The sequence below is a fragment of the Sulfurimonas hongkongensis genome (assembly GCF_000445475.1).
GTDB classification, from domain to species: domain Bacteria; phylum Campylobacterota; class Campylobacteria; order Campylobacterales; family Sulfurimonadaceae; genus Sulfurimonas; species Sulfurimonas hongkongensis.
This window is the reverse complement of record NZ_AUPZ01000002.1, coordinates 247,805-266,754: the sequence shown is the minus strand read 5'-3', so window position 1 is coordinate 266,754 and position 18,950 is coordinate 247,805. Positions and strand designations below refer to the sequence as shown.

The 18,950-nt window shown below is 33.9% G+C and carries 18 protein-coding genes and 1 pseudogene; 9 read left to right on the top strand and 10 right to left on the bottom strand.

All coding sequences use genetic code 11. The features are described 5' to 3' along the window. Nucleotides 1-10: 10 nt before the first annotated feature. Entirely contained in the window at nt 11-397 is a 387-nt protein-coding gene (locus M947_RS13805) for a class II SORL domain-containing protein (RefSeq protein WP_021286623.1), read from the bottom strand. A gap of 167 nt (nt 398-564) precedes the next feature. Here M947_RS13805 and glyS point away from each other — a divergent pair, with 167 nt between their 5' ends. The 4 genes from glyS to M947_RS13785 all read left to right on the top strand — a co-directional run bounded on the left by glyS (nt 565) and on the right by M947_RS13785 (nt 6,074). Beyond that, nucleotides 565-2,583 (top strand): glycine--tRNA ligase subunit beta, encoded by a 2,019-nt coding sequence (gene glyS, locus M947_RS13800; RefSeq protein ID WP_021286622.1) that lies wholly within the window; start codon nt 565-567, stop codon nt 2,581-2,583. A 237-nt stretch (nt 2,584-2,820) separates the two neighbouring features. Further along, nucleotides 2,821-3,600 (top strand): ATP-dependent zinc protease family protein, encoded by a 780-nt coding sequence (locus M947_RS23210; protein WP_021286621.1) that lies wholly within the window; start codon nt 2,821-2,823, stop codon nt 3,598-3,600. Between the two features lie 68 nt (nt 3,601-3,668). Beyond that, nucleotides 3,669-5,120, top strand: coding sequence for an inactive transglutaminase family protein (locus M947_RS13790; protein ID WP_223175379.1), 1,452 nt, complete (start codon nt 3,669-3,671; stop codon nt 5,118-5,120). Further along, the gene (locus tag M947_RS13785) at nt 5,121-6,074 is read left to right on the top strand and encodes an alpha-L-glutamate ligase-like protein (RefSeq protein ID WP_031347806.1); all 954 of its coding nucleotides are present in this window, start codon (nt 5,121-5,123) and stop codon (nt 6,072-6,074) included. Here the strand turns inward: M947_RS13785 and M947_RS13780 are convergent, their stop codons facing one another. From M947_RS13780 to coaBC, 6 genes are all read right to left on the bottom strand, one after another. Then, entirely contained in the window at nt 6,075-6,809 is a 735-nt protein-coding gene (locus M947_RS13780) for a hypothetical protein (protein ID WP_021286618.1), read from the bottom strand. A gap of 96 nt (nt 6,810-6,905) precedes the next feature. Further along, a complete protein-coding gene (truA, locus tag M947_RS13775) occupies nt 6,906-7,616 on the bottom strand; it encodes a tRNA pseudouridine(38-40) synthase TruA (RefSeq protein ID WP_021286617.1) in 711 nt (236 codons plus the stop codon). Nucleotides 7,617-7,623: 7 nt separating this feature from the next. Continuing rightward, nucleotides 7,624-8,643, bottom strand: a complete 1,020-nt coding sequence (locus M947_RS13770) for an LptF/LptG family permease (RefSeq protein ID WP_021286616.1) — start codon at nt 8,641-8,643, stop codon at nt 7,624-7,626. A 1-nt stretch (nt 8,644) separates the two neighbouring features. Next, entirely contained in the window at nt 8,645-9,457 is an 813-nt protein-coding gene (locus M947_RS13765; protein WP_021286615.1) for a prepilin peptidase, read from the bottom strand. Continuing rightward, complete coding sequence (locus M947_RS13760) at nt 9,457-10,149, bottom strand: di-trans,poly-cis-decaprenylcistransferase (protein WP_021286614.1); 693 nt, start codon at nt 10,147-10,149, stop codon at nt 9,457-9,459. The genes M947_RS13765 and M947_RS13760 overlap by 1 nt, the downstream gene beginning before the upstream one ends. Beyond that, nucleotides 10,133-11,401 carry a bifunctional phosphopantothenoylcysteine decarboxylase/phosphopantothenate--cysteine ligase CoaBC gene (gene coaBC / locus M947_RS13755; protein WP_021286613.1) on the bottom strand — a complete coding sequence of 423 codons (1,269 nt, stop codon included), beginning with the start codon at nt 11,399-11,401 and terminating at the stop codon, nt 10,133-10,135. The genes M947_RS13760 and coaBC overlap by 17 nt, the downstream gene beginning before the upstream one ends. Before the next feature lie 136 nt (nt 11,402-11,537). On the opposite strand from coaBC, the gene M947_RS13750 reads away from it, so the two are divergent. Next, complete coding sequence (locus M947_RS13750) at nt 11,538-12,641, top strand: multiheme c-type cytochrome (protein WP_021286612.1); 1,104 nt, start codon at nt 11,538-11,540, stop codon at nt 12,639-12,641. Nucleotides 12,642-12,683: 42 nt separating this feature from the next. On the opposite strand, the gene M947_RS13745 is transcribed toward M947_RS13750, so the two are convergent. Continuing rightward, complete coding sequence (locus M947_RS13745; protein WP_040765824.1) at nt 12,684-12,950, bottom strand: helix-turn-helix domain-containing protein; 267 nt, start codon at nt 12,948-12,950, stop codon at nt 12,684-12,686. A 139-nt stretch (nt 12,951-13,089) separates the two neighbouring features. Between M947_RS13745 and M947_RS23830 the strand changes: the two are divergent. The 4 genes and pseudogenes from M947_RS23830 to M947_RS13730 all read left to right on the top strand — a co-directional run. Beyond that, nucleotides 13,090-13,764, top strand: a pseudogene (locus M947_RS23830) (methyl-accepting chemotaxis protein); the annotation flags it as partial. Then, a complete protein-coding gene (locus tag M947_RS23825) occupies nt 13,747-14,178 on the top strand; it encodes a CZB domain-containing protein (RefSeq protein ID WP_245541245.1) in 432 nt (143 codons plus the stop codon). The pseudogene M947_RS23830 and the gene M947_RS23825, both read left to right, overlap by 18 nt. 2 nt (nt 14,179-14,180) lie before the next feature. After that, a complete protein-coding gene (locus M947_RS13735) occupies nt 14,181-15,821 on the top strand; it encodes an EAL domain-containing protein (protein WP_021286609.1) in 1,641 nt (546 codons plus the stop codon). Between the two features lie 52 nt (nt 15,822-15,873). Then, nucleotides 15,874-16,671, top strand: a complete 798-nt coding sequence (locus M947_RS13730) for an ion transporter (protein ID WP_021286608.1) — start codon at nt 15,874-15,876, stop codon at nt 16,669-16,671. On the opposite strand, the gene M947_RS13725 is transcribed toward M947_RS13730, so the two are convergent. Continuing rightward, the gene (locus M947_RS13725) at nt 16,668-17,483 is read right to left on the bottom strand and encodes a L,D-transpeptidase (protein WP_021286607.1); all 816 of its coding nucleotides are present in this window, start codon (nt 17,481-17,483) and stop codon (nt 16,668-16,670) included. The two genes, M947_RS13730 and M947_RS13725, sit on opposite strands and share 4 nt — an antisense overlap. 4 nt (nt 17,484-17,487) lie before the next feature. Then, nucleotides 17,488-18,933: a methyl-accepting chemotaxis protein gene (locus tag M947_RS13720; RefSeq protein ID WP_021286606.1), complete on the bottom strand. Its 1,446-nt coding sequence runs from the start codon at nt 18,931-18,933 to the stop codon at nt 17,488-17,490. Nucleotides 18,934-18,950 lie beyond the last annotated feature (17 nt).

Below are 18,950 nucleotides of genomic sequence, written 5' to 3'. Positions count from 1 at the left end.
GCTTTAAAAATTACGCTGTTACTTCTACAGTAACAGGTGTGCTCTCCCAGATGCCGTGTTTTGTACAGTATCCGTGAGCTACAAGGTTTAGTTTTTTGCTAGTTGGGATGATTGTAAAAGTTGTAGTGTTGTGAGCTTTTACATTTCCCAGAGTTCCCGGAACATAAGAGGCAGTTGCAAGTTTTGTTTCGCCATTAAATAGTGTAATACTCTCTATGTAGTGATCAAAATCATCAGGATGAGAGTACTCGTTACCCATTTTTACAGTTACTTCAAATGGCTCACCAGCTTTTGCAGTGCTCGCACAGTGGATAAATGGAGAGTGACGGTCTATAAGATCTTTTTTAGCTTCTCTCTCTACTGTATCTATATCAACATATTTGTTAATCTTTGGCATTTATAATTCCTTTGTTTTGTTTTAATTTATGGTGCAATTGTAACTTCAAAATCATTTACCTAGATATAAATAAGAGTTTATCTAACTTGTTTAAGAAACGTTTTATAAAAGAACTTTTTAACCAAAAAGTAGGTAAAATCGCCTCAATTTAATACAAGAGAACTATTATGTTAAAACCACTACTTATCGAGATAGGCGTTGAAGAGCTGCCAGCTGCTCCACTTTTAAAAGAGTTAAAAAATATTGAGAAAAAATATGTAAATATACTAGAGAAAAACTCTCTTTTGAGCGACTTTGAATTTTACTACACTCCTAGGCGTTTAGTCATCTGGCATAGAGAGTTCAGTACCCATCAGCCAGATAGCGTAGAAGAGTTTTTTGGAGCACCTCTTAGTATCGCATATAAAGATGGTAAAGCAACCCCTGCAGCTGAGGGTTTTGCCAAAAAGTGCGGAGTTAGTCTTGATGAGATTGGCACTTCTACAAAGGGCAATAAAGAGGTTCTTTATTATAAAAAAGATCTAAAAGGAAAGGCATCTGTTGAACTTATAGATGGCATAATAAAAGAGTGGATAAACTCGCTTGATTTTGGCAAGTCTATGAGATGGGGAAGTTTAGATGAGAGTTTTATACGACCTATAAGATGGATAAATGTACTTTTAAATGATGAGCTTGTAGATGTTGAACTCTTTGGTGTGAAGTCTAAAAAAGAGACTTTTGTACATCGCATCTCAAGGTTTGAGTCTTTAGAGATAGCTGGTGCAAAAGAGTATTTTGATGCATTAAAGGCTGGTGGAGTTACACTATTTCAAGAGCAAAGAAGAGAAGATATTTTAAATGATTTTGTAGCTTTAGAGAAAGAGTACAACATAAGTATAGATGCTGATAAAGAGCTGCTTAATGAGATAGTGGCGATAACTGAACATCCTAAAGCACTTTTAGGTTCATTTGATGAGGAGTTTTTAAGACTTCCTCCTGAGGTTATTATCACTTCTATGAAAGAGCATCAGAGATATTTTGCAGTCTTTAAAGAGGGTAGGCTCTTAAATAAGTTTGTAGTTGTCTCAAATGCACTTACAGAAGATTACTCAAAGGTTGTGGAGGGAAATGAGAGAGTTCTTCGTCCTCGTTTAGCTGATGGACTCTTCTTTTATGATAATGATATAAGAGAGGGTTTAAGTACAGATGGACTTGAGAAGGTTGCATTTTTTAAAGGTCTAGGAAGTGTAAAAGATAAAGTAAAAAGAGAAGCAAAGATTGCAAGTGCACTCTTTGATAAATACAGAGTAGATGCTAAAAAAGAGGATTTGGTGCGAGCTGTCTCTCTGGCTAAGGCGGATCTTACAAGTGAGATGGTTTATGAGTTTACAGAGCTTCAAGGGCTGATGGGATATTACTACGCACTAAAACAGGGCGAGAGTAGTGAAGTGGCAACTGCGATAAAAGAGCAGTACTTGCCAGATGGTGAAGATAGTGACTTACCATCAACTCCTATGAGTGCAGTTGTTGCGATGAGCATTAAGCTTGACACTCTTTTAGCACTCTTTAGTATAAACGAAATTCCAACAGGCTCAAGAGACCCTTTTGCTCTTCGCCGTGCGGTAAATGGCATCATAAGAATCACTAAAGAGTATGGTTTTGAGTTTAATATAGTAAAGAGCGTTAAAGAGCTTGCTTCTATATATGCACCTATAGATATGAAGAAGTTAGAGAGCTTCTTTTTAGAGCGTATAAAACAGTACTACAAAGTAAATCCTTCTATAGTCGAAGCTGTCATTGCATCTAGCGAGAGAGAGATAGTTTCAATGGGTAAAAAGATAGAAGCACTCTCAAATATCGCTTCCTCAGAAGGTTTTAGCGAATCTTTTTCTACATTTAAAAGAGTTGCAAATATCACTAAAGATATAGATTTGAGCTTAAAAATGAATGTAGATGCAAAGCTTTTTGAAGAAGATGCAGAGCGTGAACTTCATGATGCGTATAAAAAAGTAGCATCTAGTAGATATGACTCTTATGAAGAAGAGCTAGATGCACTACTTGGATTAAAACCAGAGCTAGATCGGTTTTTTGAAGATGTGATGGTAAATGCTGATGATGAAGCTATAAAAAATAATAGAAAATCTTTAGTAGCATCTATATATAAGAGCATCCTAAAGATTGCAGATATAAAAGAAGTAAGTCTGTAGTTTTAAAAGGTTTCTTTAATTGAATGCTATAAACAACTGAGTGCTCTGAACAATTATTAAGGTAGATCCTGAATCAAGTTCAGGATGACGCGTGTTCCGTCATTCCGTGCTTGACACGGAATCTAGTTTATAGACTAATCAGAAGGTTCAATTTAACAAAATTTTATAATATAGCTATTGTAACATTACTAAAAAGTGAGATATAATGCAAAAAAAATTATTTAGTAATGGTGCAAAATGGTTGTAAAAAATCTTTTATATTTTTTCTTAATTTTTTTCTTAAGTGGATGCACACAAGCGTACACGACAACAAACACTCAACACCTTGATGCACTAAATAAGCAGATAACTAATTTAGAGCAAAACTTAAGCCAAAAACTAGATACTAAACTAGAAAAACATGATGAAAATTATAAAAGATTATTAGAGACTTCTCTTTTGCAACAAGCTAAGAGTTTTGAGTCTTTAAAAAGCGACTTGATCACTCTACTTAAACCTGCAAAGCCTGTTAAAACAAAGGTTGTAAAAACTAAACAAAAACCTATAATAGTTGAAAATAAAATACTATCTCTTAAAGAAAAGCTAGTTATTGGAAGTGTTGAGAGAGTGCATGTTTATCCATCTAACTTTGTTATGGAGGCTAGGATAGACACAGGTGCTGAGACTTCTTCTATAGATGCAAGAGAGATAACAAGGTTTGAGAGAGATGGCAAAAAATGGGTGCGATTTACCTTAGTCGACAGAGAAACAGGCACATCGCATGTTGTAGAGCGTAAAGTAGTTCGAGTTGTGAGAATTTCACAATCTTCACTTGAAAAAGATTATGAAAAAAGAGTGATAGTTGTGCTTAAAATAACTATTGGAGATAAAAAAGAGTTAAGTGAATTTACTCTTACAAATAGAGAGCATATGAAATATCCGATGTTGATTGGACGTAGTGCGCTTCAAGATGTTATGGTTGTTGATGTTAGCGAAGAATATCTAGCTCCATTAGTTATAAGAAAAAAAACAAAATAATGATATCCAAAAACCTCTTATATTTATTTGTATTTTTTTTAGCACTCTTAGGTGTTTTTATAGCCATAATGAGACATGAACAAACGCAGATTCCTTTTTTATCAAGTGAGAAAAAAGATGTTTGGATGGTTGAAGCAAGAGTGGAGTTTAAAGCACAAAACAACACGCCTATAACTGTTAGTTTATCTTTACCTGAGGATACTTCAGGATATAAACTCTATTTTGAGCAGAGTGTCTCAGCTGGGTATGGTTTTAGTATGGTGCAAAAAGATGGCATCAAGCGTGGAGAGTGGAGCATTCGTCAAGCAAAAGGAAAACAGGTCCTCTACTATAAGGCACAGATTGTTCAAGACTTCACAGATGATCTGCCTTTAAACAAAGTTGAGTCAAAACTAAATCCTAAAGATGATATTTTATGGAGTGCTTCTGAGCAGATAGCTGCAAAAGAGATACTCGACCTTGCATATGCAAAATCAAGTAACAATATCACTTTTACCAGAGAGCTTATTAAAATTCTTAAAAATATAGAAAAAAGAGATGATAGTTCTCTGCTTTTACTTAAGCATAACTATATGGATGTGCTTAGTAAACTCTTAACTGATGCAGGAGTTGTGCATAGAGTATCTCTTGCACTAGAACTAGAAGATGCAAGGCGTAATAAAGCACTCACCTCTGTAATAGAAGTTTTGGATAAAGGTGAGTGGATACTATTTGATCCAAAAAATGCACTACAAGATGTAAACAAAAACTTCCTTTTGTGGACAAGAGGTGGAAAATCACTCATAGATGTTGTAGGTGGAACAAATGCAACAGTAAATTTTTCAATGGTTAAGCAAAATATGCCAGCACTTGAACTTGCAAAGGCTCATTTTGATGAGAGTGGATTTGGTATCTTTAGCGTTCATCGTTTGCCAATAGAGGAACAAAGTATCTTTAAAATGCTTCTTCTTTTACCTATTGGTGCGCTCATAACTGTTTTTATGCGTCTAATCATTGGCGTAAAGACCTCTGGAACATTTATGCCTGTGCTTATCGCTATGGCCTTTTTACAAACATCACTCTTTTTAGGACTACTAAATTTTGTTGTTCTTGTTGCTATCGGACTTCTGCTTAGAGGTTACCTCTCAAATCTTAACCTTTTACTAGTTTCTAGGATTGCTACTATCATAGTTATCGTTATATTTTTAGTCGCATTTATGACTCTTATAGGGTATGAGATGGGATTCAATACTGGGATGAGTGTAGCATTTTTCCCTATAATAATCCTTGCATGGACAATAGAAAGAATGTCTATACTATGGGAAGAAGAGGGTGCAAAAGAGGTTTTAACACAAGGAAGTGGAAGTCTTTTGGTTGCGATACTTGCTTATATGGCGATGATCAATGGATATGTAGCACATCTATTTTTTAACTTTCCTGAGCTTCATCTTATAGTTATTGCACTTATGATTTTAATGGGAAGATATACCGGTTATAGACTCTTAGAACTTCGTCGTTTCCGTGAGTTTAAAAATATTTAAATGTTAAACTTCATAGGACCTTTTACACTTAAGAGAAGAGGAATATTGGGGATGAATAGTCGCAATATTGAGTTTATCAGTCGCTACAATGACCGCAAACTATTTCCTCTTGTAGATAATAAGCTTCAAACTAAACTCTTAGCACAAGAGTATGGTATAAATACTCCTGAGCTTCTTTTTGTTGTACGATATCAACATGATGTTTATAGACTTTTAGAAAAGCTAAAAAACATCTCTTCTTTTGCTATAAAACCAGCATGTGGTTCTGGTGGTAAAGGGATTTTGGTTATCAAAGGTAGAGATGGTGACGGCTTTATCAAATCGAGTGGTATGGTTATAGGACTTCAAGAGGTAACGAAGCATGTTACAAATATTTTAGCAGGACTTTACTCACTCTCTGGGGACCAAGATGTCGCACTTGTAGAGACTTTGATAGAAGCAGATGCCGTGTTTGATGATTACTCTTATCAAGGTGTTCCCGATATCCGTATCATAGTTTTTCAAGGCTATCCTGTGATGGCTATGCTTCGTCTCTCTACAAAAGCGTCAGATGGCAAAGCGAACTTGCATCAAGGAGCAGTTGGCGTTGGGCTTGATATCAAAACAGGTAAGCCAATAAACGCTGTAATGAATAGTGAAAAAATTCTTATTCATCCAGATACAAAACATAGTTTTGATGGTATAAAAATAGACAATTGGAAGGAACTTCTACTCTTAGCATGTAGCTGTTATGATATGACTAATCTTGGTTATTTAGGTGCAGATATAGTACTCGATAAAAACAAAGGTGCTATGCTTTTAGAGCTAAATGCAAGACCAGGACTTTCCATACAAGTAGCTAACTCTAAAGGGTTGCTTCCTCGCCTTAGAAAGATAGAAAAAGAAAAAGTAGCCTCTAAAAGAGCTAATGTACAAAAGAGAGTAGAATTTGTTCTTGGTTTTGAAAATTTTTAATTATAGCTTTTGAACTTTTGGTGGTATCGTTTTAAAAGCCTCTTTAAAACCTTTTGCTCTTAATTCTTTTGCTTTTCCTAAAGCTAGTGGAGATAAAAAGTAGCCAATCTCTAGAGCTTCATCCTCATCATGGTTATTGTCATACATAAATACTATATTTTTATCTAACTTTTGAACTTGAGCAGACAAGGCTCTAACATAGGCGATGATAGCTTTATGGTGTCTGTCATGCTTGTGACCAGAGCCAAAAAAGACAAACTTACCACTAAGTCTAATGTTTGGGATATCAAGATAGTTTAATTTTTTATCGTATCTTGTGTATTGGTTCGAGTTGAACTTGTCTAAATCAGCATCAAACTCTTCTAAGATGGGTGTTGGTTCTATGTTTTCTCTGTTAAGTGAAAAAAGGTACTTTATCTCTACAAGTTTTTTAGGATATACTTTTTTAAGTCCTGCATTTATAACATAACTCATAGGGTATTCATTAAGTGTAACAAATTTATCATACCCATCAAAGCCATCTTCTTTTAAAAATCTACTAAGTTTAAAGCCTACTGGGCTTGTTTCAGGGTTGTAAAGTATGATAGTCCCAGCTACATTTTTTCTCTTTTTTTTGAGTAGAATTTCAAGCTCATCGGTAGTGATTTCATCTTCATCACTCTCATTAAAATAAATATATTGTTCTACTAAGTAGTCCATATCAAAGTTTGTTGAGTACTTTCCAAATATTTGCATCTATCTTAATCCTTATAGTTGTCGAAATTGTACTTAGTTTTGTTTAAAATGTCTATTTTATTTAAAAGATAGTTTAAAGCTTAAAAAAGAGTGGCTTTAATATTTAACTTTTGCTAAGTAAAGTCCATTGCTAGGCGCTGGCTTTAGTTTGTACTTCTTTTTACAAGCTAGAGACTCTTTGATCTCATTTTTATCTAGATTTAAAAGTCCAGCTACCATAAAACGGATTTGACTTCTTAAGTATCCATTTGCTTCAAAGTGCAAAACTATAAAGCCTTTGTGTCTATAGGCAAAGGCTTTGTAAACTTCTCGGATGCTACTCTTTGTATCACTTCCCACCTTCATAAAGTTAGCAAAGTTATGTCTTCCCTTATAAAGCTTTATATTTTTCTCTATCTTTTTAAAATCTAGTGAGTCAACAAAAGTTACAAAATCATCTTCAAATGGGTTTCTCTTAGCTACTTTTATCATATATCTATAGACTCTTTTTTTAGCGCTATATCTTGCATGAAAAGAATCATCTACTTTTTTTACGCTTTTGATTAAGATGCTAGGAGGGAGCATGGAGTTTAAAACTCTTTTTAGTTTTTCTAAGTCATTCCAAAATTGTGGTAAATCAAGATGACAAACCTGAGCAGATGCGTGAACTCCTTTGTCAGTTCTACCAGATGCAACAATCTTAGAGTCAATCCCTAGTTTTAAAAGAGCTGCTTCTAGGGTTCCTACTATAGTATTTGTGGAACTTTTTTGTACTTGTGAACCTAGAAAATGAGTTCCATTGTAAGAGAGAGTTATAGCGCATCGCATATATAAGTTAAAACCTAGCTAAAATGGTCTTTTTATAGATGGCATAAGTCACTATAAGCCAAGTTAGAGAAACTGCTGGGATAGTATAGTAGCCAAGTGCTTTTTGAAGCCATAGAGTAGTTCCGTAGTAGATAACAATATCTATAAAAAGATATAGATATAGTCTAGCTTTTTGATGCCTTACATGGGCTATACCGATGCTAGCAACTAAATATAGACTAAGAATAGGAAAGATACTCAAAAGAGTATTGGTTATCATCTTATGCTTTTTTTTATCTTTTCTCTCATCTGAGAGCCAGTACTCCAGTGGTGTTTTATAAACTGATAGGTCTGTAGTCATAGTATCATTTATAAACATAGTGTCAAAACTAATTTGTGAAAACTTTTCTTTAGAGTAACTATAACCCTCTCCATCTATAAGTTTTAGCCTAAGTATCCCAGCATTGTTGATGATTTCGGCTCGATTGGCACTAATGATGATCTCTTCTTCTATATTTTTGTTAAAAAGGATAACATCCGAGTAAGTTTCATCTTGATTATCTGCACCAATATACAAAAGCCAACTACCAAAACTATGACCAAATTCTGATGCACTTAGGTTAAACTTTGCTTCACTTTTTTTATAAGAGATAAAGTTGCTTGAGAGCGTCTTTGCATGAGGAATAAGTACAAGAAAGTTAAAAGCCAGCAAAAGACTTAGGGTAATGGCAGGTTTTAAAAGTATCTTTAATATAAATTTTGGATGGATACCAAGAGAGAATAACACTACCATTTCATTGTCAGTTGAGAGTCTAAAAAGTGTAAGCGTGGCTGCTGTGAAAAATGTTATAGGAAGTGTATAAAACAGAATTTCAGGAAGCACAAAAAGAAATAACTTTGTCATATCCAAGATGTTAAGCTGTATAACGGCTGTGTATGTCGCTAACTTTATCATAAATACAACTGTTGCTATAGCAAACAGAGGTATAAACATAGATAAAAAGAGTATGTAAAAGTTGTCGTTTATGTAGTTTTTTAGTTTATGCATATCAGTAAGTTGCCTCGATATAAGCTAAGATAGGAGAGTCAAAGATATAGACTATAAATGAGGCTAACGCTAAAAAAGGCACAAAAGGAACTCTCTGCTGCTCAATACTTCTTTTTAATACCAATAGCATAACAGGAAGTGCCAAAAGAGCTGATAAAAATATAGCTACAAGCGTTAGTTTAACACCAAGCAGAGCTCCCATAGTAGCTGCTACCATAATATCTCCCTCTCCCATAGCTTCGATAAATGGAGTTCTATCATAGAACTTGTTCCAAGAGGTTTTATTCTTTTGCGCTGCTCTGTATATAGATGAAGTTAGATAGTATGAAAGTGCAAATCTAAGAAGGGTAAAACCACCCGCAAAAAGTAGGGCGTTTTGTAGGTTTAAAAGTATTCCATCTAGACTCCACGCTCCTAGTATTGCAAAAAAGATAGCCAATAAATTTAGTGAATCAGGAACCATTTTATAGCGAAAATCTATCATCGAAAGTGCTAGGAGCATTAAAAAACTAAGAGCTATAAAAAGAGCTGGTAGTGTTAACGTAAATTTAGCTGCAATTACTAAGAAGATAAGTCCAGATAGTAACTCTATGATGGGATATTGCATGGATATTTTAGCAGAGCAATATGAGCATTTGCCCCTTAAAAATATCCATGAGATGATGGGGATATTGTGCCAAGGTTTTAGCGAAGTTTTGCAACTATAACAGTGTGATGCACCAAAAACAACACTTTCATTTTTTGGAATTCTAAGTATGACTACATTTAAAAAAGAGCCAAAGAGTAAGCCTAATATAAACGCCACTAGAAGCATTATAGTCCTCCAAAACGACGTTGTATTTTTGTAAAATTTTTTATGATTTTCTCTAACTCTGTAGTTGTAAAGTCAGGCCAAAGCGTATTTGTAAAAAAGAGTTCTGCATAGGCTGATTGCCAAAGTAAAAAATTAGAGAGTCTTTTGTCCCCACCCGTTCTAATAAGCAAATCAACGCTATCTTTACAATCAAGCGTGTTTGATAGCATCTCCTCAGTAATATCTCCCTCATACTCTTTTAGCTTGTTTGCAGCTCTTAGGATTTCATCGTGAGCACCATAGTTAAGTGCTAAAGACTGTATAAGTCCATCACAGTGAGCAGTCTCATCTTTTACTCTTTGTATAGTCTTTTGAAGTGACTTTGAGAAGGCTCTTATGTCACCTATGGGTTCAAAACGGATATTATTAGCTAAATATGTTATGAGTTCATCCTTTAAGTATCTCTCTAAAAGTTTCATCAAAAACTCGATTTCTAAGCGAGGTCTTTTCCAGTTTTCAGTTGAAAAAGCGTAAAGAGTAAGTCTCTCTACATCTCTGTTTTTTGCACAGTATGCAGTTACATCTTTTACAACTTTTGCACCAGCTTCATGCCCTTTTACTCTTTTTTTACCGCTAAGTTCTGCCCATCGACCATTGCCATCCATAATAATGGCTATGTGTTTTGCTCTGTTTATATTAGAGTTTTTTAGCATGATCTAAAATCTCAAAAGATAGACTTAGTTTGTCATCTAAAGTTAAAGACTCTATAGTGTTTGGAGTTATAAAGTCTATCTGGTTTGTGTTGCTTCCAAAGCTTGATGAGTCTTTTAGAATATTTAAGCATACCGCATCAACACCCTTACTATCTATCATGTTTGAAGCGTTTTTTATAGCACCGCTAGCGTCTACTTCTGCTTTAAAGCCAATGGTCGTTATATCTGTTTTATCTATAGTTGTTAAGATATCAAGATTTTGTTTTAACTCTAGTGCAAACTCTTCACCTAAAGTTGCTTTTTTTAGTTTGCCCTCTTGTGTATGTTTTACTACATAGTCACTAACAGCAGCGGCCATAAAAAGGTATGGTTTTTTTTGTATCAAAGATATCGCATCATCACTCATGAGAGTCGGTTTTGAGAGCTTACCTTTTTTTGCTATGCGTATAGAGTCTACAAGATACTCCATCATCTCAGCTGAACTCTCTACATCTATAGTATACATATCTTTTGGGATATTTGACTCAAACTTTGTAGATATAAGGTTTACATCTGCACCTTTGCAATAAAGGGCAGTGGCAAGTGCGGATGCCATCTTGCCACTTGAAAAGTTTGATATGAATCTTACATCATCAATCTTCTCAATTGTCCCACCACCTGTGACTATAACTCTTCTATCTTGCCAAAAATCATCTTGTAGTAAGATTTTTACACTATGCCAAAATATATCTAAAACATCAGCCATCGCACCATCACCTACAGTCCTACAAGCTAACTCTTTTGTTTGAGTATCTACTACGCTATAATTTGCAATAGAGAGCATTTTAAGGTTTGCTTTTGTAAAAGGGTTCTCAAGCATGACAGTGTTTGCTGATGGAGCTATGATTTTTGGTTTTGAAAATGCCAATGCACATTGAAGAAGCATATTATCAGCAATACCGTTAGCAAGTTTTGCTATAGTGTTTGCAGTAGCAGGTGCAATAACAAACAGATCTGCCCACTGAGTTGTTTTTATATGGTTATGTTCATCTACCCATGACTCATTTGTGTCATCTAGTACTCTGTTTGTTGTGAGTGTCTCAAAACTAAGCGGTGTTACAAACTTCTTAGCTGCTTCGCTCATCACCACTTTTACCTCGGCTCCAGCTTTTACAAAGAGTCTTGTCAGCTCAAGTGATTTATATACGGCAATAGAACCAGTAACACCTAAGAGTATCTTTTTGTCTTTTAGTAAGTGTGGAGGAATAAGCATAAAACGAGCCTTAGTGAAATATTTATGGATTATACCAAATTTCTCTATGAGAAGATTTATATATTGACACATATCAAGCTAAATATTATTATCTTTGATAAGATTACAACTTATAATTAATAAAAGGAATATTTATATGAAAGCTATATTTTACATACTAGCTCTTGGCTTAACACTTTTTGCAAACACTGCAGATACTGCTACATGTCATAAGTGTCATCCAACTATAGTTGAAGAGTTTGAATCTTCTATGCATAAAAAATCTTCTATATATGAAGACAAGATTCATAAAGCAGTCTGGGATAAACATCCATTAAAGGCTAAAGATAATTACACTTGTGCAAAGTGTCACACACCAAATACGACAGATGGACAAACCCACAAAGAGGGCATTACTTGTCTTAATTGTCACACTATTACGAGTGTCCAAAAGCATGCAAAGTCAAACAAAAATATTTATTCAGACAAAGATAAAACGTTTTACTCAGCAGAGAAGGGCAGAGAGGGTGAAATAGTTAAGCATAAAACAACAAGCTCTTGGTGGGGTAACAAAACTACAGTCGGTTCAGCTTATCATGATATAGACTATACAAATGAAGCTTTTTATAACGGTCAAATGTGTATGGGATGCCACTCACACAGACAAAACTCACATGAGTTTGCAGTTTGTAGCATAGACGAAGATGGTGCAAAAGACAAAGAGTCAAACTGTATCTCTTGTCATATGCCAAAGATAGATGGGACAGCAACAACTGTAAGAAAGAGTAAGCAACACACTTATCACGGTTTTGCTGGAGCTAGAGTGAATCCTGAGATGTTAAGCAAATATGTTGAGTTAGAGTTTAAAAAAGTGGCTAATGGTTTTGAGGTGGTTATAGAAAACAAAGCTCCACACGACTTTATGACTCATCCTCTAAGGGTTGCGCAGCTAAGAGTAACACTTACTAGAGACTCTAAGCATATAGAGTTAAAAACTCATTCATTTGTAAGAATCATAGGAACAGATGGCAAGCCATCTATGCCGTGGTTAGCAACTGAAGTTATAAAAGACACTATGATAAAAGCTAATGAGAAAAGAGTTGTAAACTATAGCGATGCTCTTAAGAGTGGTGACAAAGTAGAAGTAAGCTTAGGCTACTATCTTGTAAACCCAAAAGCAGTTAAAAAACTAAATCTTCAAGATGAAAAAGAGTTAACAAAATTTACTATACTTAAGAGTAAACAATTTAGTATAGAATAGTTATAGTAGAGCAAGGTGGAATATCTTACCTTGCTTTTATATTTAAGAAGATGCAAAAAACTTCTCCACATCAACATTTAAAGCTTTAGATATTTTGTATATATGCTCTAAGTTAAACCTTCTGTTTTTAGCAGAATTTTCAGCATTGGCATAAAAAGCTGATGATTTTTGTCCTATCATCAGAGCTAACTCGAGCTGAGTAACTCCCTTTAGTTGCCTCTCTTTTTTTATATTTGCTGAAACTTGTTTTATGAAATTTTGAACTTCATCATCATCAACAATGCATAAATTGTCAAATATGCTCAACATAGATCCTTTAGTAATATTTTTAACACTTATTTAATTATCAATTAGTATAATTGTGATAATGCGTAATATTATATAAGGTTATAATTCATGGGTCAATTACTTGTTAGTAATTAACTTATAGGTTAAATAAAGGAAGTTCATGTTTAGTTTAAAAAAAAGGGATGATTTAAATATAAAGATAGAAAAACTCGTCACTGAAAATAATAAATTACAAAATACAACTCAGGATTATATAGTAAAAAACAAGGCTTTGCAGAAGGAAGTTGATAGACTTAAAAAACATGCAAAAAGTTCAGAGCTAAAAGAGACACTTGTTGATTTATTATTGTCAGGTTGTACGAGCAATATAGGTATTATTCAAAAAGATTTTGCTGGAAATATAGACCTCCTAACTGATATGCAAGAGCATTCAAAAAATTCATCACTTGGATCAAGAAAAAGTGTCTTTTCAATCTCTGAAAATTTAAGAAACTTAATGGAGTCAATCGCTGAGTCTAATGAAGGTGTTTCAAGACTTACCGAGGGTATCAATGATGTCTCATCTTTAATGATGCTTATAAACGATATAGCAGACCAGACAAATCTCTTAGCACTAAATGCTGCTATAGAGGCAGCTCGAGCAGGTGAGCACGGACGAGGATTTGCAGTAGTTGCTGATGAGGTGCGAAAACTAGCAGAGAGAACGCAAAAGGCAACTAAAGAAGTTGAAATAACCATAAATACATTAAAACAAGAGTCACATAACATAGCCAAAAAATCTGAAACAATGACATCAATAGCCCAAAAATCTGAAAGCCTGACAAACGACTTTGAATTAACACTTCAAGAATTTGCTAATGATGGCGAAAAAATCGCACTCTCTATAGATAGTATACTTGATGAAACATTTATAGGTTTAGTTAAACTTGATCATCTCTTATTTAAAGCAAATGCTTATAGTGCCTTTATCCATGAAGATGATAAAGCACATTTTTCAAATCATCATGAGTGTAGACTAGGAAAATGGTATGATAGTGGAATAGGTAAAGATAGGTTTGGGCATACAAAAAGCTATAAAGATATGCTTAGTCCTCACAAGTTGGTACATCAAAATATAATAGATGCTATAGAGTGTATAAAAAATGGTATCTGTAATGATGCTGAGAAAATTATAAAAAATTTTAATACTGCAGAGTCTTCAAGTAAAAAACTTTTTGAATTATTGGATTTATTACCATTAGAGAGGTAGAGATGATTGTAAATAATAAAGAAACTCTAATTTGTGCAATTGACCTAGAAACACATGAGATTTTATATGCAAACAATAGCTGTATAAAAGAATTTGGCGATCTTATAGGAAAAACCTGCTATAAGACTTTTCAAAAAAATAAAAAAACACCTTGTTCTTTCTGTCCTTTTGAGCAATATAAGCAACCAAATCCTTTAGCAGTAGGAACTACATTTGAGTGGGAAAATGAAAACCCTATCAATGGACGGTATTATTTATTTAATGATTGCATTGTAGAATGGAGAGATAATCAAAAAGCAAAAATTCAAGTAGGTATAGATATAACTAAACAAAAAAAACTTGAAGAAGAGATCAAAAGGCTTGCAAATTATGACTCTCTAACAAATCTAGCCAATAAAACACTTTTGAAAAAATCTATTTCAAGCACTATGAAAAAAAATCATCAAAAAGGTTTTTACAGTGCTTTGTTATTTATAAACCTAGATAATTTCAAAGCAGTTAATGATAAGTCTGGACACAGTATAGGAGATAAGTTACTTATAGAAGCTTCACGCAGAATAAAAAAAACCATAAAAAGTAAAAGTGTAATATCAAGAATAGGAGGAGATGAATTTATTGTTTTAGTAGAGACAAGTAAAAAAGATGAAACACTTGCAATGAGAGTATTTGAAAAAATATCACAAAAAATTCTTGATAGTTTAAAAGAGACATATTTTATAGATAACTATGAGTTTAGAGTGAGTGCGAGTATAGGTATTAAGCTATTTAACGATGAGAGTACATCTGTTGATAAGTTAATCTCATATGCTGATAATGCTATGTACAATGCAAAAGGAAATGGAAAAAATACTTTTTGCTTTTTTGATCCAAAGTTACAAAAGATAATGGATGAAAAAATAAAACTAACTGAGAGTTTAAAAGAGGCAATAGAGCAAAACCAAATGAACTTGCACTATCAAACACAAATTTTTTTAAATCAAGAAGAGAAGATTGTAGGAGTAGAGGCTCTTATTAGATGGAATCATCCTACAAGAGGTATGATCTCACCTGCTGAGTTTATACCTTTAGCAGAAGAGAGTGGGCTTATTATTCCCCTTGGAGAATGGATTATAGATGAGGCTTGTAAGCAGATAAAAACATGGAAGAGCGAGAAAGTTAAAAAAAGTTGGAGAGTTTCTATAAACGTAAGTTCAAAACAGTTTGAGATGGATAGTTTTGTATCAACTATAAAAAATATTGTTGATATAAATGGTATTCATCCAAATATGTTAAGACTAGAACTAACTGAGAGTTTATTAATAAAAAATGTTGATAAAGTTTTAGATAGACTTCATAAGTTGAAAGAGATGGGATTTTCTCTCTCTATTGATGATTTTGGAACTGGTTACTCATCTTTGTCTTATCTCAAAAGACTACCTATAAATGAATTAAAAATAGATCAATCTTTTATAAAAGATTTAACTACTGATAAAAATGATGAAATTATTATTAAAACCATCATAACCATAGGAAAGAAATTTGGTTTAGAAGTCATTGCTGAGGGGGTAGAGACTAAAGAGCAATACCAAAAACTTACAGAGATAGGATGTAAATATTTTCAAGGTTATTTTTTTTCAAAACCTATTAGTGCACAACAGCTCTAAAATTTATCTTTTTTTGCTAGAATCCCAAAAAATTTAACCCAAGAGGATTTAAATGCAAAAAAGAATAAAAAGTTTTGTAGAAGATTCAAAGTTTCAAAACTTCATAATGGCTCTTATCATCATTAATGGTGTTATTATGGGGTTTGAGACTTCAAAAGAGATTATGCAGGACTATGGCTTATTGTTTCATATATTTGACAAGTTAGTTATTACTATCTTTACTATAGAGATATTGCTTCGCATCTATGCTCATAGAGTAGAATTTTTTAAAGATTCATGGAGTCTTTTTGACTTTGTTATAGTTGCTATCTCTTTGATGCCATCAACTGGTGGATTTGAAATCTTTAGAATACTAAGAGTATTTAGGCTCTTTAGACTTATAACAGTAGTTCCACAGATGAGAAAAATAGTAATGGCGCTCATTAGTGTAATACCTGGAATGCTCTCCATCGCTGCACTTTTAATTCTGTTTTTCTATATCTTTGCAATCATGGCTACACAGTTATACGCCGAGACTTTTCCACAGTGGTTTGGCTCACTAGGTGAGTCTTTTTATACACTCTTTCAGATTATGACGCTAGAGTCTTGGTCAATGGGAATAGTGCGACCTATTATGGAGGTTCACCCATATGCCTGGATATTTTTTGTGCCATTTATATTTATGGTGACCTTTATTATGGTTAACCTTATAGTTGCTATTGTAGTAGATGCTATGAGTGAGATAAACAAGGATGAGACACAAAGTGTTGTACGTGAGATTCATTCACATGATGAGGGCTTTTCTTTGGAGTTAAAAGAGTTACATCTAGAGATAAGAGAGCTAAAAGAACTCTTAAGAACAAAGCTCTAATCTACCGAATCTACCACTAGTAGATACTCTCCTGCAAGAGGGTGATTTTTTGGATGTTTTGGTGGTTTTTTATATGGATGAATCCACTTTTTGCCTTTGTAGAGATGCTTAAAAAAGACAAGGTTATTATCTAAAAAACTATTTAACTCTTCGCTCATACGGATACAGCCGTGTGAACGAGCTACTCCAAACTCTAGTGAGCTTTTGTGAGTATGAAGGGCAAACTTTAGTTTATCTCTTATGAGTTTATGCTTTTTTATATCTTTTATCTTTTTACCATTTACATCAAAGGTGTTGTAGCGGACACTGCTTTGCTCTCCAAAGTAAAAAACAAAACTACCTTTTTTTCCATAAGGAAGGGTTACATTATCATCGAGCATCTCGCCTTTTGAGCGCCAACCACTCTTGATGCTAAAGAGTCCTGATGGAGTTTTAAAGTAGTGATCTTCTCTGCTTTTTACTTCTGCTTCTCTACTCATATCTCCACTAGAGATAAAGTCAAAGCCAATGGCAAAGAAGTCATCGACTTCTGCGTCATATAAAACCAATATAAAAACCTGTTTTTTTAAATCTACAAAAGAGATAAACTGAGAGGTTTTAAATTTCTCTTTGTACTTTAGAAGATGTTTTTTTGCTCTTTGCCAGTAGATGGCATCTATGCTAAACTTTTTCTCTCTTGCTATAAGTTTTTCTCTTGTATCAAAGGGCTTTAGAATGACTTTAGAAAAAAATTCATCTTGGATTTTTTTAACATCAAAGTTTGATGCTCCAAGATAATTTAAAGCTAAAAAAAACAGAAAAATTATCTTCAACGGATTAGCTATTTACTCTTTTTGTAGGGTCTAACTCATTTACAACTAAGTCTAAAATTTCAAATAATTTTTCACTCTCATTTTCCATATTTTTAAAGTTGTTAATGATTTCATCCTCAATATTTTCTTCAAAAATAGTGCTATTGTTCATTAGTTCTATATTTTTAATAACATTTGAGTGAACTTTTGCGTGAGGTGTATCTATGGCTGAGTAGTTTTTAGTGTGTCCATACCTCTCTTTTCCATCTGCTAGGTACCACTTACCTAAACGGCACTGCGTATGATCACCAAACTGAGCTTTAACCTCGTGAGACAGTACCGAAGTATAGGCGTTTGATTTAAATAAAATATGGTCAATCTTTACAAGAACCATAAAGAGTGAATCACGTATAAAACTAGCATATTCAGCCGAATTTTGGGCATTTGCTTGAAACTGTTTAAGTGTTATAGCAAAATCATCTATAGTGCTAGTAACATTTTGTGAAATGTCTGCCATCTCTTGTGAGTTTGACTGAATCTCTTGTGTCTCTTGTTGAAGAGTTTGGATAGTTATAGATATCTCTTGAGTTGATTTTTGAGTTCTCTCTGCAAGTTTTCGCACTTCATCAGCAACTACTGCAAATCCACGTCCATGCTCACCTGCACGTGCAGCTTCTATGGCGGCATTTAGTGCTAAAAGATTTGTTTGTTCTGCAATATCTTTGATGATATCTGCAATGGCTGAGATCTCATTTGATCTCTCTGAGAGAGAGTCTATATTGTTACTTGTTGCATCTATTTTGTGGCTAAGATCACCAAACAAGCCAAGAACACTGTCCATAGTCTCTAAGCTACTGTTTGCTTCTTGTGAAGTTTTATCTGACATTTGGGAGATCTTGTCTACCTCTTCTGAGTTATTTAAAAGATTTTGCTGGATAATAGTTAAACCATGTGAGATTCCTCCACCTAAATCATGAAGTTTTTCACTAAAGCTACCTCTTACTTGTGCTCTGTATCCATCTTCTATGGTTTTAACTGAGTTGTTGATGGCTTGAGTTGCTTGCGTTAGAGTAGGGTTAAGTCCAGTTGTATCAGCGTAGTAAGAGTTTGAAGTGTCTTCTGCTATCTGAATGGCTTTTACAGTCTCTTTCATATAGTGTTTTAACTGTTTTATCATAGAGTTAAATTCAACCCCAAGTTCATATATCTCAGCTTTACCTATCTCTGGAGCTGCTACTTCAAAGTCTCCATGACTAAGTTTCGTCATAGAGTTAGTAGTTTTCTCAATTGCCTCTTTTAGTAGAAGTAGTTGAGAGCGAAGATATAGTGCTAAGAGGATATGCACTATTACAATTCCTACCATAAGAGGAGAGAAGTCAAATATAAAGACTTCTAAAACAAATCCTAGAGCAAAAAGGATCAACTGCAAAGTATTTGAATGTGCAGAATTTTGTAGAGTTGAATTATTCATATTTTTTCCGTTACTTA

What these genes read in the sequence shown, in the direction of transcription:
- truA (WP_021286617.1), bottom strand. Translation starts at nt 7,616, where the DNA reads ATGCGATGCGCTATAACTCTCTCTTACAATGGAACTCATTTTCTAGGT.
- M947_RS13805 (WP_021286623.1), bottom strand. Translation starts at nt 397, where the DNA reads ATGCCAAAGATTAACAAATATGTTGATATAGATACAGTAGAGAGAGAA.
- M947_RS13760 (WP_021286614.1), bottom strand. Translation starts at nt 10,149, where the DNA reads ATGCTAAAAAACTCTAATATAAACAGAGCAAAACACATAGCCATTATT.
- M947_RS23210 (WP_021286621.1), top strand. Translation starts at nt 2,821, where the DNA reads ATGGTTGTAAAAAATCTTTTATATTTTTTCTTAATTTTTTTCTTAAGT.
- M947_RS13790 (WP_223175379.1), top strand. Translation starts at nt 3,669, where the DNA reads ATGAGACATGAACAAACGCAGATTCCTTTTTTATCAAGTGAGAAAAAA.
- coaBC (WP_021286613.1), bottom strand. Translation starts at nt 11,401, where the DNA reads ATGCTTATTCCTCCACACTTACTAAAAGACAAAAAGATACTCTTAGGT.
- glyS (WP_021286622.1), top strand. Translation starts at nt 565, where the DNA reads ATGTTAAAACCACTACTTATCGAGATAGGCGTTGAAGAGCTGCCAGCT.
- M947_RS13730 (WP_021286608.1), top strand. Translation starts at nt 15,874, where the DNA reads ATGCAAAAAAGAATAAAAAGTTTTGTAGAAGATTCAAAGTTTCAAAAC.
- M947_RS13735 (WP_021286609.1), top strand. Translation starts at nt 14,181, where the DNA reads ATGATTGTAAATAATAAAGAAACTCTAATTTGTGCAATTGACCTAGAA.
- M947_RS13785 (WP_031347806.1), top strand. Translation starts at nt 5,121, where the DNA reads ATGTTAAACTTCATAGGACCTTTTACACTTAAGAGAAGAGGAATATTG.
- M947_RS13765 (WP_021286615.1), bottom strand. Translation starts at nt 9,457, where the DNA reads ATGCTTCTAGTGGCGTTTATATTAGGCTTACTCTTTGGCTCTTTTTTA.
- M947_RS13745 (WP_040765824.1), bottom strand. Translation starts at nt 12,950, where the DNA reads ATGTTGAGCATATTTGACAATTTATGCATTGTTGATGATGATGAAGTT.
- M947_RS13770 (WP_021286616.1), bottom strand. Translation starts at nt 8,643, where the DNA reads ATGCATAAACTAAAAAACTACATAAACGACAACTTTTACATACTCTTT.
- M947_RS13720 (WP_021286606.1), bottom strand. Translation starts at nt 18,933, where the DNA reads ATGAATAATTCAACTCTACAAAATTCTGCACATTCAAATACTTTGCAG.
- M947_RS13780 (WP_021286618.1), bottom strand. Translation starts at nt 6,809, where the DNA reads ATGCAAATATTTGGAAAGTACTCAACAAACTTTGATATGGACTACTTA.
- M947_RS13750 (WP_021286612.1), top strand. Translation starts at nt 11,538, where the DNA reads ATGAAAGCTATATTTTACATACTAGCTCTTGGCTTAACACTTTTTGCA.